The sequence below is a fragment of the Chryseobacterium piperi genome (assembly GCF_002285635.2).
Classification (GTDB): domain Bacteria; phylum Bacteroidota; class Bacteroidia; order Flavobacteriales; family Weeksellaceae; genus Chryseobacterium; species Chryseobacterium piperi.
In genome coordinates this window covers 3,461,547-3,476,581 of sequence record NZ_CP023049.2, presented here as the reverse complement: position 1 = coordinate 3,476,581, position 15,035 = coordinate 3,461,547, and the positions used below count along the sequence as shown (strand labels likewise).

At 33.7% G+C, this 15,035-nt stretch carries 13 protein-coding genes; 8 read left to right on the top strand and 5 right to left on the bottom strand.

Features of this window, described 5'->3' with window-relative positions; translation table 11 throughout:
- Positions 1-32 precede the first annotated feature (32 nt).
- Positions 33-3,059, bottom strand: a complete 3,027-nt coding sequence (locus CJF12_RS15210; protein WP_034686847.1) for a zinc-dependent metalloprotease — start codon at positions 3,057-3,059, stop codon at positions 33-35.
- A gap of 249 nt (positions 3,060-3,308) precedes the next feature.
- On the opposite strand from CJF12_RS15210, the gene CJF12_RS15205 reads away from it, so the two are divergent.
- Positions 3,309-4,067, top strand: coding sequence for an IS5 family transposase (locus CJF12_RS15205; RefSeq protein ID WP_095591055.1), 759 nt, complete (start codon positions 3,309-3,311; stop codon positions 4,065-4,067).
- Between the two features lie 159 nt (positions 4,068-4,226).
- On the opposite strand, the gene CJF12_RS15200 is transcribed toward CJF12_RS15205, so the two are convergent.
- From CJF12_RS15200 to prfA, 3 genes are all read right to left on the bottom strand, one after another.
- Positions 4,227-6,335, bottom strand: coding sequence for a prolyl oligopeptidase family serine peptidase (locus CJF12_RS15200; protein ID WP_034688061.1), 2,109 nt, complete (start codon positions 6,333-6,335; stop codon positions 4,227-4,229).
- Between the two features lie 97 nt (positions 6,336-6,432).
- Entirely contained in the window at positions 6,433-7,104 is a 672-nt protein-coding gene (locus CJF12_RS15195) for a hypothetical protein (RefSeq protein WP_034688059.1), read from the bottom strand.
- Positions 7,105-7,197: 93 nt separating this feature from the next.
- Positions 7,198-8,283: a peptide chain release factor 1 gene (prfA, locus tag CJF12_RS15190; protein ID WP_034688056.1), complete on the bottom strand. Its 1,086-nt coding sequence runs from the start codon at positions 8,281-8,283 to the stop codon at positions 7,198-7,200.
- 834 nt (positions 8,284-9,117) lie between these two features.
- On the opposite strand from prfA, the gene CJF12_RS15185 reads away from it, so the two are divergent.
- The 7 genes from CJF12_RS15185 (at position 9,118) to CJF12_RS15155 (ending at position 14,160) form a co-directional block, all read left to right on the top strand.
- The gene (locus tag CJF12_RS15185) at positions 9,118-9,840 is read left to right on the top strand and encodes a hypothetical protein (RefSeq protein WP_131329605.1); all 723 of its coding nucleotides are present in this window, start codon (positions 9,118-9,120) and stop codon (positions 9,838-9,840) included.
- Positions 9,841-9,861: 21 nt separating this feature from the next.
- Entirely contained in the window at positions 9,862-10,638 is a 777-nt protein-coding gene (locus CJF12_RS15180) for a hypothetical protein (protein ID WP_034688052.1), read from the top strand.
- Between the two features lie 30 nt (positions 10,639-10,668).
- Entirely contained in the window at positions 10,669-11,463 is a 795-nt protein-coding gene (locus CJF12_RS15175; RefSeq protein WP_034688049.1) for a hypothetical protein, read from the top strand.
- A 24-nt stretch (positions 11,464-11,487) separates the two neighbouring features.
- A complete protein-coding gene (locus CJF12_RS15170; protein WP_034688047.1) occupies positions 11,488-11,709 on the top strand; it encodes a hypothetical protein in 222 nt (73 codons plus the stop codon).
- 235 nt (positions 11,710-11,944) lie between these two features.
- Positions 11,945-12,142 carry a hypothetical protein gene (locus CJF12_RS15165; RefSeq protein ID WP_034688045.1) on the top strand — a complete coding sequence of 66 codons (198 nt, stop codon included), beginning with the start codon at positions 11,945-11,947 and terminating at the stop codon, positions 12,140-12,142.
- Positions 12,143-12,196: 54 nt separating this feature from the next.
- Positions 12,197-13,012 carry a hypothetical protein gene (locus tag CJF12_RS15160; RefSeq protein ID WP_034688043.1) on the top strand — a complete coding sequence of 272 codons (816 nt, stop codon included), beginning with the start codon at positions 12,197-12,199 and terminating at the stop codon, positions 13,010-13,012.
- A complete protein-coding gene (locus CJF12_RS15155) occupies positions 13,012-14,160 on the top strand; it encodes a hypothetical protein (RefSeq protein ID WP_034688041.1) in 1,149 nt (382 codons plus the stop codon). The genes CJF12_RS15160 and CJF12_RS15155 overlap by 1 nt, the downstream gene beginning before the upstream one ends.
- On the opposite strand, the gene CJF12_RS15150 is transcribed toward CJF12_RS15155, so the two are convergent.
- Entirely contained in the window at positions 14,157-14,915 is a 759-nt protein-coding gene (locus tag CJF12_RS15150; RefSeq protein ID WP_034681491.1) for an IS5 family transposase, read from the bottom strand. The genes CJF12_RS15155 and CJF12_RS15150 overlap by 4 nt on opposite strands.
- Positions 14,916-15,035 lie beyond the last annotated feature (120 nt).

Genomic DNA, 15,035 nt, shown 5'->3' with positions numbered 1-15,035 from the left:
GTCCGGCTCATATCTAATATAACAGAATAATATTATTTCTTAATCAGCTTGGTATTGTATGTTTTAGTTTCACCAGTAATAGTAATGACATACATTCCTTTAATCAATGAAGCTACATTAATTCTCTGACCATCCAGTTTACCACTTTGTACTAATCTTCCTTCAGCACTGTAGATCTTATAATCTGCTTTACCTTTTAAGTTCTTAACTTCAACAAAAGTATCGGCAGGGTTTGGATAAATCTCAATTTCAGATTTAACGGCATCCGTTTCTCTTACTGCAAGAGCGTCTGTTATTTTTACAGGGAAATCTCTGAATGCACCTGCGGAAACAAACTGACCTCCTCCAGCAGGAACAGATGGGCTTCCACATGGATCATTTAATGCATTAAAGAATGTACTTGCCACTCTCATTCTTAAAGTTTTGTCACCAGAATATGCCGTAGCAGGAACCGTAAAGGTTATTGTTCCTGAATGCATTGCATTACCATTAGGAGCACCACTCTGAGCACCAATTTTCTCTGATGCCTCAAAAATCCCGTTTCTGTTATAATCTATCCATATCTGCATCCAATCATTATAACCACCGGCTCTGTTTGCATAATTAGTGTAAGATAAATTATACTGCGTCCCTTTTGTCAGGTTAATTGTTTTTGCAGGAACCTCGCTATAGTCTTTGTATGTTTTCGATATGGCAGGTACTGTTGTTCCTTCGGAATGGGTAAGGTTAGCTACAGACATTGTTAAAAGCGCACTATAGAATGTGCTCAACATATTATTTCCTCCGGTAGTCATTAAACAATAGTCAACTCCGGTTTTTAGTCCTTTCGTTTTGAAGGCGTAGTTATTTGAGAATGTTCCCGGAACATTATTTACTACTGCAGCAACTTGTACTTCATAGTTAGTCTCATCTTCAAGGTTATTGAGTACTACAGAGCTGGTAGCGCTCGTAGCATTAGACCAGTTTGTGACTCCTACTTTTCTATAGTTGATAGAATAAGTTGCACCCGGTACATTATTCCATCCTACTCTTGCTGTTGTTTTAAATATTTCCGTATCAATAGCCGTTACTCCTGTAGGAGCATTAGTTGTTGAAGTAGGAGCTGTTCCAATAGTTACCTGAGGTGACACTGCATAGAATATATTTCCAATTGCAGATATTCTAAATTTGACAGCACCTGTCAAACTACTTGGCATTTGTGCAGAATAACTTCCTGTATTGGGAGTAGAAGCTACTAAATCCGTCCATGTTGTTCCGTTATTGGTTGTGTAATCTATCTTTACATTAGCAACATTATACGGAGCTGAATTGGTATTGGCCACTTCCCATTTAATTGTATTGGAAGCATCGTTATACAAAATTGAAGAAGTTGATAGTCCATTGAATTTAAATGGTCCGTCATTTCCTACCGTTACTGTAGTTTCAGAAGAAGACAACATCGGTCTTACATTATTTGCATCCCTTACAGTTACTGCATAGTGTAATGTTCGTGGGATATAAGGAACAGTTTCCCATGTCGCCTTGTTAGTAAGGGTTCCGTTCATTACCAAAGGCATGCTTGGAAAGTATCTTCTTCCACTTGCTGTTCCGGAAAATGATCTGGCTAAAGACCCCTGAAGATTGTATCCCCATCCGCTATCTCCTGAAATAGAAGCAAAACTATCTACACTGTCATATTGTTCCCATGTATAATTTAGAGGATCATTTTGAGCGTCTGTAGCCGTAGCATCAAGGTAATAAGCAGTTCCCTTAGGAATATTGTAAGCAGTAAGTGGAGAGATTACAGGAGGAGTATTTGTTGTAATATCCTGAGATACTCCACAAGCAGCAGGCTTACCTTCAAGATTGGTTAAAATTTGATTAATCGATGCATAATGAAAGTACGCATCAGAATTCATTTGGACATTATCCTGTGTAATTCCAGCATACCCCATAATAGTAGTTCCTCCTCCAGGTTCTACATTTACTCCAGAGCTTTCGGTACTCATTGAATAAGTGTGATTACCTCCTAACTGATGCCCCATTTCATGAGCTACATAATCAATATCAAAAGTATCCCCATTAGGATTCCCATCTGCAGGAGAAGTATATCCGGATCCTTTTCCTTCAGGATCTGCAGTAGTAGGATTTACACAAATACATCCGATACATCCTGCGTTACCTCCTCCTCCGGAAGCACCAAACAAGTGCCCTATATCATAATTTCCGTTTCCGACCTGTGAAGTCAAAGTTTGTTGGAGCTCCAAATTCCAGTTACCCATATCATCAGCAACTGAATAAGGGTCTGTATCTGGGTCCGCATAAATAATTGCAGGTAAATCCTGAACGAGTAATTTAACTCCAAAATCTTTCTCAAAAACCCCATTGACCCGGGTGATGGTGCTATTAATCTGTGCTGCTGCTCCAGCAACACCACCGAAGTGCTGAGTATATTCTCCGGTAACAGATAATGCTAATTTATATGTTCTGTATTTTGTACTGGAAGGTCTATTGGTAATTCCAACATTAGAAAGTTTTTTTTTACCGTTTTCCAATAACAACTTGATGTCTTTAACATCTTTTTCTTCTGTAGAACAATCAAAACCATGTCCACCAGTCGTTCTCTTAGTTTTATAGAAAACTCCATAAGTTTGTTTATCCGCACTTATGGGTTCTAGAAACTGATACTGTCCATCCTTGATAATCATAGACTGCGTCTCAGTTGGTGAAGTACTGAATCTAACATATTTAGAAGGATCATCAATTCCAACCCCCACATAAGATCCTAATTGATAACGGTCTGCCATAGATTTCTCCATAACAGGATTGTTATACACTGCAAATTTCTCAATTTTACCCTCAACAGTAGGTAAAGAAATAACAACAGCCTTTGCACCACTCCCTGTTTCTACAGCATCTTTTAAAAGATTTCTAAGTGATGCCAGGTCTACTCTGTAAGTATATTTAACATCTACCTCTTTTCTTGTTGGAGCTACTCTTGAAGCCGGCTCCCATCTCTGCGCATAGGTACTGGAAAGACCAGCGGCCAATGCACAAATAAGTAAAATTCTCTTTTTCATAAATTCAATAATGTAATAATTAGCATTAATAAGTTTAAATCATTAGAGACAAATTTAATAATTATAAGCAAAAACAAACCAAAAACAACTTATAATTTTCAACAGATATGCAATTTTTGTAAAATTTTCGTTTTCAATTTAACATAATAATAATTTAGAGCCTGTTTAAAAAAGTAATAATAAAAAATAGTAAGGGTTAAAAGTTGCATAAAAATTGTCATTTTAGAGTTGCAAAAGAAAAAAACATCAATGTATCCAACGGACTTAACCCAAACTCAGTGGCAATTTATAAAAAAAGCATTAGATTTTGATGACAGAAAACGAAAATATGATTTGGTTGTCATTTGGAATGCTATCAGTTATTTAGTAAAAACAGGCTGTCAATGGAGACTTTTACCTCATGATTTTCCCAAATGGCAATTGGTTTATTACTATTATTCAAAATGGTCAAATCTGGAGATTTTCGATTTATTATTATCAAAATTGAGAGAGGAAGTACGACGAAACAGGGGTCAGAAAGCGCAGGCAAGTTTAGGAATTATTGACAGTCAAAGTGTTCGTTGGGGAAATAACCGTTCACTCAATGGCTTTGACGGAGGTAAAAAAATAAAAGGAATCAAGAGACACGTTGTGGTAGACAAAAATGGTTTTTTGTTAGCCGTAATGGTAAGTGTAGCCAATGTTCATGACAGTAAGGCTGCATTGTTACTGATCAAAACACTGCGATATTTACTAATTCCGCTTCAGGTAATCCTGGCGGACGGAGGTTATAGAGGAGAGATTATTGAGGAAATAAGAATTAAGTTTAATTATATCATTCAGATCGTAATGCGGAGTGACAAAAAAGTAAAAGGGTTTGAGCCAATTCATAAACGATGGATTATAGAGCGTACATTTGCTTGGTTTGATAACGATAGAAGATTATGCAGAAATTATGAACTCTTAATGGAATCCTCTGAAAACATGGTCAAATTATCCGCCATAAAATTATTACTGAATAAAATTTAAACAGACTCTTAATCATTATTTAAATAATTATGAAATTAATAAACCAAAATACAAGAAAGCACTTGATAGCCATAGATCCACATAAGCCAGGGAAAGTGATGATCAAAAAAAACGGCCAACTCTAATAGAGCCGGCCGTTTTTAAACTCCATTAGGTGAATTATTTAATGTTTTTAATCCCCATTTCGAAAAGAGCAAAAGAGAGTAAATCAGCATTTTCTCCAATAACCTGCTCCGTTGATCTTCCGGCACCATGTCCGGCATTTTTCTCAATTCTTAGTAGAATAGGATTTTTACAAGCTTGCTTTTCCTGTAGCTCTGCTCCAAACTTAAATGAATGTGCAGGAACTACCCTATCGTCATGATCACTGGTAATAATCATCGTAGATGGGTAACATGTTCCAGATTTTACATTATGTACAGGCGAATAAGATTTTAGGTATTCAAACATTTCCTTATTGTCTTCCGCAGTACCATAATCATAAGACCAACCAGCTCCTGCTGTAAACTTGTTGTACCTCAACATATCCAGTACCCCTACACCCGGAAATGCAACTTTCGCCAAATCAGGTCTCATCGTCATGGTAGCCCCAACAAGCAACCCTCCATTTGATCTCCCAGAAAGTGCCATGTACTCTTTTGAAGTATATCCTTTACTTTGTAAATACTCTCCCGCAGCAATGAAATCATTAAACACATTTTTCTTCTGCATTTTAGTTCCTGCATCGTGCCATTTCTTACCATACTCACCTCCACCACGGATATTCGGAACAGCATAAATACCACCATTCTCCATCCATATTGCATTGACAACAGAGAAGGCAGGTTGCAGACTGATGTTAAAGCCTCCGTAAGAATAAAGAATAGTTGGATTCTTACCATTCAGTTTTGTTCCTTTTTTATAATTGATCATCATCGGAATTTTAGTTCCGTCTTTTGATGTATAAAATACCTGTTCTGAAATATAATCTTCAGGATTAAATTTTACTTTCGGCTTTTGATATACTTCTGACTGACCGGAGTCTGCATTGAATTTATAGATGGTCCCCGGAGTAATATAATTGGTAAAAGAAAAATAAAGCTCTTTCTCCTTTTCTTTTCCTCCAAAACCGGAAATATTCCCTTTTCCAGGAAGTGAAATTTCCCTGATCAGTTTTGCTGTTTTGTCATATTGCTTTACCTGGTCGATAGCATCAACCATATAAGTGGCAAAGAAATAACCTCCGCCTGAAGAAATTCCTAATACATTTTTCGTCTCAGGAATAACATCTTTCCAACTCTCAGGAGAAGGGTTTTTGATACTTGTTTTCACCAAACGCATATTCGGAGCATCCTTATCTGTAAAAATAAAAAGATCATCTCCTTCTGTGTCTACTATACGGGCGTTGATATCAAATCCTTTATTAATCTGAATAAAGTCTCCTCCATTCTTTAGATCTTTGATATATAATTCATTCCCATTAGTAGCGTTAGCGGCAGAAATAATAAGGTAACGCTGATCTTCAGAAACACCAGCTCCTAAATATCTTCTTGGTGTTTTTTCACCCCCAAAGATTAACTGATCTTCAGATTGTTTTGTCCCCAATTTATGAAAGTAAACCTTATGTTTATCTGTCATTCCTGAAAGCACAGTCCCTTCTTTCGGTTTATCGTAGCTTGAATAATAGAAGCCTTCATCTCCCTGCCATGAAATCCCACTGAATTTCACATCAACTAATGTTTCATCGATTTGCTTCTTAGTGATCGCATCAAGAATAATGATTTTATTCCAGTCACTTCCGCCTTCCGAAATAGAATAGGCCGCTAAGTTTCCTTTTTTATTAAATGAAAGCTGAGAAAGTGAAGTAGTTCCCTTTTCTGAAAATTTATTCGGGTCCAGAAATACTTCTGTAGCCTTTGTTTTATTATTGGTTCTGTATAAAACGGATTGTGCCTGTAAACCATCATTTTTAGAATAATAGGTATACTCCCCTTCTTTAAAAGGAGCTGAGATCTTTTTATAATTCCAAATATCCTTTAGCTGGCTTTTGATTTTTTCCCTGAAAGGGATTTTTGAGAGATAATCCTGGCTAAAAGCCACCTCTTCATCTACCCATTTTTTAGTAGGTTCTGAATCATTTTCCAAATCTCTGAACGGATCTGCTACTGCAGTTCCGAAATAAGTATCTGTCTGATTCCCTTTTAATGCTTTAGGATAATTCATTTTTTGTGAATAAAAAGATGCTGAAAACAAAACTCCAGCCGTTAATAAAATAGGTTTAAAATTCATTTCGAAGGATTTTATCAAAAATACATAATCTCTTTAAATAAAAAAAACCTCCGAAAAACGAAGGTTCTTTATAACAATCAATGTTATACAATATTTATTATTTTCCACCAAAATTTTCAAAATAGAAGTCTGTAAGTGTTGAAACAATTTTATCGGGACTTCCATTCCAATAATAAATCTTTGTTCCTTCCTTAAGCTCATATAAACTAAATTCCTGTTCTGTGGTTACTATTTTGTCAGCATTCTTAAATTTTTCGGTACTTTCAGCCAGATACTTTTTCAATTCGTCACTCTTTACCTTTTTAGGATCCGACAAGGGCAGATCTGGTAACTTAGAGGGAACCTTAAAGCTCACAGAATAGGCTATGTTCGCAATTTTCTGATCTTGTACATATTCATTCTGAACCAGTTTGACTTCCTTCACTGATAGCTTTCCTTGTTTAAAGTTATCAGATAACGCCCTGAAATAATTTTCTGCCTCCACTTTACACGCACTCGCTGTATTGGCTGGGAACATTGATAAAAAACTATCTGTACTAACTTTTATCATTTGTTCCGATGATTCCTGAAAGTTTATTTGATAAGCGTCTTTACCTTCAACCGTTGGTCTTAAGTAATTATTTAGGTTTACAAGGGCAGCATGATCATATTTAATAAAAGTATTAAAATAAAAACCAAAAACTTCCGCGGGCTTATTGACTTCCTGAGCCTTAAAAGCATGACCGAAGAGTGCTAATAGTAAAAATAAAATAGTCTTGTAATTTTTCATAGTTTATATTTTGTTTTGATATGTTGAATTTGAGCATTAAAAATAAAAAAGCCTCTAAAAAATCAGAGGCTTTTTATATTTATTTTAAGAATCTTAATAATTATCTTCTTCTCCTTTCATTTTTTCTGCATTTTCAGCCATAATTACGGCGTCAATCATCTCAGAAATATCCCCATTCATATAAGCATCCAGATTATACATCGATTTATTAATCCTGTGATCTGTGACTCTTCCTTGTGGATAATTATAGGTTTTAATCTTTGCAGAACGGTCTCCGGTAGATACCATTGATTTACGTTGTGCGGCAATATCACCCTGAACTTTTTGCAATTCGATATCGTATAGTTTCGTTCTTAGCATTTCCATCGCCAATTCACGGTTAGCCAACTGAGAACGAGCCTGTTGACATACCACAACTAATCCTGATGGCTTGTGTGTCAATTGAACTTTAGTTTCAACCTTGTTTACGTTCTGTCCTCCAGCTCCACCTGAGCGTGAAGTCTGCATTTCGATATCCGCAGGATTTAATTCGAAATCTACTTCTTCAGCTTCGGGTAAAACAGCAATTGTAATTGCAGAAGTATGAACTCTTCCCTGAGATTCAGTTTCAGGAACACGCTGTACACGGTGAACTCCGGATTCGAACTTCATGATCCCATACACGCCTTCACCTTCCACCTTCATGATCAGTTCCTTATATCCCTTTGCAGCTTCATTAGAATCAGTAATTTCGTGTCTCCAGCCTTTCGTTTTAAAGTACATAGAATACATTCTATAGATATCTTCTACAAAAATTGCGGCTTCATCACCTCCTGTTCCGGCACGTAATTCTACAATAATATTTTTATCATCAGCAGGATCTTTCGGAATTAACAATACTTTTAGTTCTTCCTCTAATCCGGGAATCTTACCCTGTGCTTCTAACTTCTCTTCTTTTGCCAAATCTACCAGGTCTCTGTCCGAACCATCAGCAATGATCTCATCAGATTCCTGAATGGCATCCAGAGCAGATTTGTATTGATCGTAAACTTTGACAATCTTTCCCAAATCGCTATATTCTTTATTCAGAGAAGAGTATCTTTTCTGATCTGAAATAACATCAGGCTGGATAATAAGGTCCGCAACCTCATTATATCTTTGCTTTATAGCTTCTAATTTTGGAATTAACGACTTAGACATTATAGAAATTTTGTGGGTGCAAAGATATGAATTATTAATTCAATTTAAAACTCCTTTAGTTTTCTGATTCAGAAAGACTTCAATCTAAAAAAGATAAAATAATTTCCTAAGACTTTTTATTTCCTAACCTAGACCAGCTTCACTATTTATCAAAGTCTTCAAAAATATATATTAACGATCTCTATTTCATTCCTTTCTCATCTAATCAGCCTATTGACAAATGTTAAAAAATGTAGTCCAGTATATTATATAAATTGGAACAAAAAATACTTTCACCCATCTCCAAATCTAAGTTGGAGAAAATAAAATAAGACTCTCTTTAAAAAATATTCAGTTTTAAAAACCCATTATATTTTAAAACACCAGCAAGAACAATCAATTGAAAATTATATCTTTTATAAATAATAAACTCTTTTGATCATTAAGCCTCTCTAGAAAAATTCGCCAAATATTAAGCTACTTCCCAACGCATGTATATAAAATAAATTCATAAAATATCAAAAAAGAATAAAAAAATATTATATGCTACACATTGTATTTTTTTAATGATATTTTCAACTTATAATTATTAATAATTATAAGTTATAGTTAATCAATAATGGATTATTTATGTTTTGTTTTAATCAATATTATTTAAAAATGAAAAAATGAAAAAAAATACAAACAAATCAACAACAAACACATTACAGCTGTAATAGTTTAAAAAATAAATTAAAAAAATAAATTAAGTTTAATTAATGCCATATAAAGCTAGTTTTTTAATAATTATTTAAAAAAATAATACATACATTTGATCTATCAATCAACGAAATAAATTCTAAATCACAAGCAAAGATGAAAAATCAAAAAATATTACTAGTCGCATTATCACTTATATTATTCAACATATTGATTAATGCGCAGGTAGGGATTAATACATCTTTTCCACAACAAGATTTACACATATCTGGTTTTGGAAAAGATACATCACAGCCCATTATCAGAATTGATGGACTTAATAGCCAAAATAATACTGCTCATGAAAATTCCCTATCAAAAAAAAGAGTCTTTTCTGACTCTGAAGGAAATCTAGTTATCCTAAACAATTCTCTAACCAATCAATTTTACAGGTTGGCTCCCTTACCCCAAACTGACATAAAAGGAGCTACAGAACAACCTGTAACAAGTAAAACATTCACTTTAGAATTTCCATCAATAGTTCATATGGAAGCGAGAATAGGAATGTCAATAACTAATCAGATTTCATCAAATACATTGTTAAAAAATGGGCAAGCCAGATTGTTTGGAAGCTATTTCAAATTAACACAAGCTCCTTCCAACATTTCAACCGATATTTCTTTTGGACAGAGTATCATTTCTCACAGTACCAATAATGAAGGAGCTCAGTTAGACGGATCATTTTATATTGAGCCCAAAAAAGATTTATACCTACCTAAAGGTGATTACACACTTGTTCTTTATGGATACTCACAAGACCCTAATATGAATTTTTCGATTAATCGTATAAGCCAGAACACACAACAGATGCTTATAAGTATTACTCCTGTAAGCTATTAAAAAACAATAAACACACAAAATATGAAAAAAGCATTACTTTTAAGTTTATCTATACTTAATACTAGCATTGCATTAGCTCAAGTTGGAATTTCAACCACTAATCCCCAAAAGGCGCTTCATGTTTCTGGTAAGACATCATCGACCCCTATTCCAGAGACTTCTGTAAATATTGTAAGGCCCACCGTAAGGGTCGACGGATTAAGTAACATCAATCAATTCGCAAATAATATATGTCCAGTCTCAGTTACTGATGAGGGGGATTTAGTTTTATCTCATCCTTTAGCAATACCTCTTTTATTCATTGATCCTATTAATACTCTTAATTCAGAAAAAGATTATATACCATCTCCTATTATAATTAATCAAACTCCGAAAACAACCTCAACAAATTCAACCATCCGCTCTTTCAATTTTGACATTCCTTTTCCTTGCCTTATTAAATTCAATTCTATAACTAGTTTCCGCTTTTTAAAGGCTACTGATGGCAGTGCAATTACTGATGGTTCCAGCAGACTCTGGGGGACAAGATTCAGATTCTCAACAGCTCCTTCAGGAATTTCTACAGAGCAAAATGCTTACTTTGGAGAGTCATTACGTACATACAATAATGTAGTAGACAATATCGATGGGTCAGGAGTTTTATATATCTCCTCCGATGATACCTTATTTCTTTATCAAGGTAATTATACTTTGGATATTGATCTTTTTGTAGAAACTGAATCTACGCAAACATCATTGAGAATTATATGTGGAGAAGGCTCAGACACAATAAGCATAGTAGCTTATCCTATACAGTAATCTAAAGGTAACCATTACAATTATTAAACAATGAACAATTATACAAAATTACTATATATACTAGGTTTATTAACCAGTCCTTATATTTTCTCACAGGAAAATTTTGGAATCATGACCAATAACCCTAAAGAAAAACTTCATGTAAGTGGAGTTTCCAGCATTTCTACTTCCAATATTGGAAACACGGGTATTAGTCTCACGAAGCCAACAATTAGAGTGGATGGTCTCAATATAGATAATAATCCCAATATTTTTACAGGCAGTAATACAACCTCCCCTTTGTATGTAGACCATAATGGTGACACATCAGTAAAAAAAGGTATGCAAATATGTGGGACATATACACAGCCTGGTGAAGACGCCATTCTCACACCTACAAGATTAAATATCCAGGCAAATGAGACTTATCAACTTACCGACAATCTACTAACAACCTCTTTTACACTTGAACAAAGATCTGTTATATATATATCTTCAATACTTTCAGCCACCATACAAAGCCCATCAGGAGAAACAATTACGGACGGCAAAAACAAAGCTCTTGTTGCTATTATCTCTTTTACAAACGCACCTGCATCGAGTGGAATTACACTAAACTCAAGTTATATCACTGATGGCTTCACATACTCAAATAGAACCCCTAGCTCGATGACGGAGACATTTAGACTCAACCCTACCTGTGAAGCAGTACTACCTGCGGGAAATTATACCATTGTTTTAAAAGGTGCTGGCATTGCATCGAGAAACTCACCTAATGAAGATTTTACCGTGATTTGGGGAAATGGTAAAAGTGACAAACTTAACATACTTGCAAGACCATTATAATTTTTAACCGATAAATACAATTTTATGAAAAATTCAAACAAAAAATCAGCTAAGTTCTCTATTGAGAAATTTGAAGAACGTAAAGAGTTTACTTTCTATTACTCCATTCCTAAACCATGGTGCCAGCCACAGTCAGCTAATGCTCCTTTATCAAATCCTTATATAATATACCTCCTACCGTCAACCCAAATTCTGACCCAGGAACAGGCGGGGACGAAGTATTTTATTAAAAAACATCTGGCTTAAAGGTACTCTAAAATGATATATTATAATTAGCAATCACAATAGTACATCAGAAAACTTGCTATAGAAAATTTAATCCAAATTTTTCTATATAAGTAAACACTCTTGATTACAGTATCATTTTAAAAGACCAGAGTATCCCAATCATAAAAATACTAATGTGATTGGAAACCGGTACACGTGATATATTAACATACTCGCAAAACAATTATAATCTTTAACCCTATAAATATAATTTATGAAAAATTTAAATGAAAAATTAGCTAAGTTTTCTATCGAGAAACTTGAAGAACGTAAAGAGTTTACTTTTTATTATTGCGTTCCTAAACCATGGTACCAACCACAGCCCACTCCCGCACCAACTCCATATATTCCACCTATAATTGTTAATCCGAATCCTGACCCAGGAACAGGTGGAGGTGAAGTATTTTATTAAAACCCCTAAAAAGTGCCTGTAAGGACAGGCACTTTAAAACTAAAACTTTACACAATGAACAATCAAAAACCAATCCCCTTTTTTTTTAGAAATCAAGTTTATTTTTTAAAAAGCAATTTTATCATCCACGATACAGAATTACTTAATAAGTTTAATACTTCAGTTGAATGCTTTTCATATTTTACACTGGAAATAGATAGAATGATGGACGGTAATTATAGCCAAACATCCGCACAAGAACTAAAAAAACAACCTTTTCATGCTATAAAAAATTATCAGGAAGCTATAAAAAATTTAATCAAAATTTTTCCTGATAATCACATATTTTGGAACCATCTCAATGAACAAAATTTTATTTATTATACAACAATCTTGAAAGAGAAAAACAATATGACTTTGCAAACTAAATATACCTTAGAAGATTTTGAGAAATATGCAATTGGCAAACATTGTCTTGCTTATATTCCTATTATTGGTCTTCATTTTATATTTGAACCTCTTCATGATATCGAACAACTAAAAGAAGCTTACACACACATATTTAAAGCCATACAAATGAATGATGATGTAGAAGATTTCCACTCAGACACCATCAATAATCAATGGACGTATGCCCGCTCCCTTGTAAAAGAGTTTATAAAAAATAATAATCTATTTAATGAACTGGACCTCGACAGATTTGAGGAAAGGGTATTCTATGTTTCTGGAATTGCCGAAGAACTCATGCAATATAGTAAAGATAACCTCGTTGCAGCTAAAAACATTGCTGCAAAAAATAATTTTAATGAATTAAACCAATGGGCTACTAAAACATTAATTGATTTTGAAAAAAATATAAAATTAATTTTAAATCTCACAAAAAATGTATAATGGCTATAATCAAAAATAATTATATCATTTCTCAGCAGCAAACTGGAAATTGGATATTAGAAATTTCGGGAAAGTATTTTACCATTAACAGTGAGACTAAGGAACTGATTAATATTCTTTCTGCTGCTATAACATACAAAGAGGCAACAGAAACATTCAATTTGATTTTCAAAAATGAAGATATTACAGAAAATGAATTCATTTACCTTATAGAAGAGATATTTTTAGAAATCCCCATTTTGAGAAATTCTGAGAAAGTCAAAAAATCAAAGAGTTTTATTCGTTTTCAAAAAGAACTTTTAACTCCTGATAAAGCCGGGAGAATAGCAGAATACATATCTTTTTTATTTCAAAAAAGATCATTTTGGATTACATTTACATGTTTATCTTCATTAGCTGTATTTTTACTTTTCTCCACCTCTTTATCTTCGATAGAAAACTTTTCTTCAATATGGATCTTCTTACCTTACGGCCTCACCATTTTCCTGCATGAGATAGGCCACATTTCAGCATGTAAAAGATTTACAGGCAAAAACGGTGAAATCGGTTTAGGAATTTATATAATTTTCCCGGTACTCTATTCTAATATTTCAGCAATATGGCATTCTCATAAAGAAGAACGTATTATTACAAATTTAGCAGGAGTTTACATGCAATTCTGGTGTATGCTTTTCTTTTATATCTTATATTTATTATCGCAAGATGCCTTATTTCTTTTGCTTTCTTATTTTACAGCATTTTATTGTGTACTACAGATTTTCCCATTCATCAGATCAGATGGTTATTGGCTATTATCAGACATTTCTTCAACGTCAAATTTACTTGAAAAATCAGGTATAGAAATTAAGTCTTTTATAAAAAAGCCGATAGAATGGATTAAAAAACAACATAAAAAAAAAATATTTCTTTTATGTTATGGATTATTTAACATCATCATCATCATGCTTTTTATAATAACACAAGTATTGTTTAGCTGGAAACAAATCATCTACTTTCCAGTTGCCACCATTAATATAATTTGGCAAATATCTACATTTCAATTTACCAAAATTTCTATTCCCGACCATAGCATTACTAGTATAATCTTCTATATTATTTTATTGAACAGTATAAGTAGTTTTATTAAAAAATACTTAGAGTCTGTTTAAATTTTATTCAGTAATAATTTTATGGCGGATAATTTGACCATGTTTTCAGAGGATTCCATTAAGAGTTCATAATTTCTGCATAATCTTCTATCGTTATCAAACCAAGCAAATGTACGCTCTATAATCCATCGTTTATGAATTGGCTCAAACCCTTTTACTTTTTTGTCACTCCGCATTACGATCTGAATGATATAATTAAACTTAATTCTTATTTCCTCAATAATCTCTCCTCTATAACCTCCGTCCGCCAGGATTACCTGAAGCGGAATTAGTAAATATCGCAGTGTTTTGATCAGTAACAATGCAGCCTTACTCTCATGAACATTGGCTACACTTACCATTACGGCTAACAAAAAACCATTTTTGTCTACCACAACGTGTCTCTTGATTCCTTTTATTTTTTTACCTCCGTCAAAGCCATTGAGTGAACGGTTATTTCCCCAACGAACACTTTGACTGTCAATAATTCCTAAACTTGCCTGCGCTTTCTGACCCCTGTTTCGTCGTACTTCCTCTCTCAATTTTGATAATAATAAATCGAAAATCTCCAGATTTGACCATTTTGAATAATAGTAATAAACCAATTGCCATTTGGGAAAATCATGAGGTAAAAGTCTCCATTGACAGCCTGTTTTTACTAAATAACTGATAGCATTCCAAATGACAACCAAATCATATTTTCGTTTTCTGTCATCAAAATCTAATGCTTTTTTTATAAATTGCCACTGAGTTTGGGTTAAGTCTGTTGGATACATTGATGTTTTTTTCTTTTGCAACTCTAAAATGACAATTTTTATGCAACTTTTAACCCTTACTATTTTTTATTATTACTTTTTTAAACAGGCTCTTATACTGTTCAAATAAGAAAACACTCT

What these genes read in the sequence shown, in the direction of transcription:
- CJF12_RS15155 (WP_034688041.1), top strand. Translation starts at nt 13,012, where the DNA reads ATGGCTATAATCAAAAATAATTATATCATTTCTCAGCAGCAAACTGGA.
- CJF12_RS15165 (WP_034688045.1), top strand. Translation starts at nt 11,945, where the DNA reads ATGAAAAATTTAAATGAAAAATTAGCTAAGTTTTCTATCGAGAAACTT.
- CJF12_RS15210 (WP_034686847.1), bottom strand. Translation starts at nt 3,059, where the DNA reads ATGAAAAAGAGAATTTTACTTATTTGTGCATTGGCCGCTGGTCTTTCC.
- CJF12_RS15170 (WP_034688047.1), top strand. Translation starts at nt 11,488, where the DNA reads ATGAAAAATTCAAACAAAAAATCAGCTAAGTTCTCTATTGAGAAATTT.
- CJF12_RS15180 (WP_034688052.1), top strand. Translation starts at nt 9,862, where the DNA reads ATGAAAAAAGCATTACTTTTAAGTTTATCTATACTTAATACTAGCATT.
- CJF12_RS15200 (WP_034688061.1), bottom strand. Translation starts at nt 6,335, where the DNA reads ATGAATTTTAAACCTATTTTATTAACGGCTGGAGTTTTGTTTTCAGCA.
- CJF12_RS15150 (WP_034681491.1), bottom strand. Translation starts at nt 14,915, where the DNA reads ATGTATCCAACAGACTTAACCCAAACTCAGTGGCAATTTATAAAAAAA.
- CJF12_RS15205 (WP_095591055.1), top strand. Translation starts at nt 3,309, where the DNA reads ATGTATCCAACGGACTTAACCCAAACTCAGTGGCAATTTATAAAAAAA.
- CJF12_RS15185 (WP_131329605.1), top strand. Translation starts at nt 9,118, where the DNA reads ATGAAAAATCAAAAAATATTACTAGTCGCATTATCACTTATATTATTC.
- CJF12_RS15195 (WP_034688059.1), bottom strand. Translation starts at nt 7,104, where the DNA reads ATGAAAAATTACAAGACTATTTTATTTTTACTATTAGCACTCTTCGGT.
- CJF12_RS15175 (WP_034688049.1), top strand. Translation starts at nt 10,669, where the DNA reads ATGAACAATTATACAAAATTACTATATATACTAGGTTTATTAACCAGT.
- CJF12_RS15160 (WP_034688043.1), top strand. Translation starts at nt 12,197, where the DNA reads ATGAACAATCAAAAACCAATCCCCTTTTTTTTTAGAAATCAAGTTTAT.
- prfA (WP_034688056.1), bottom strand. Translation starts at nt 8,283, where the DNA reads ATGTCTAAGTCGTTAATTCCAAAATTAGAAGCTATAAAGCAAAGATAT.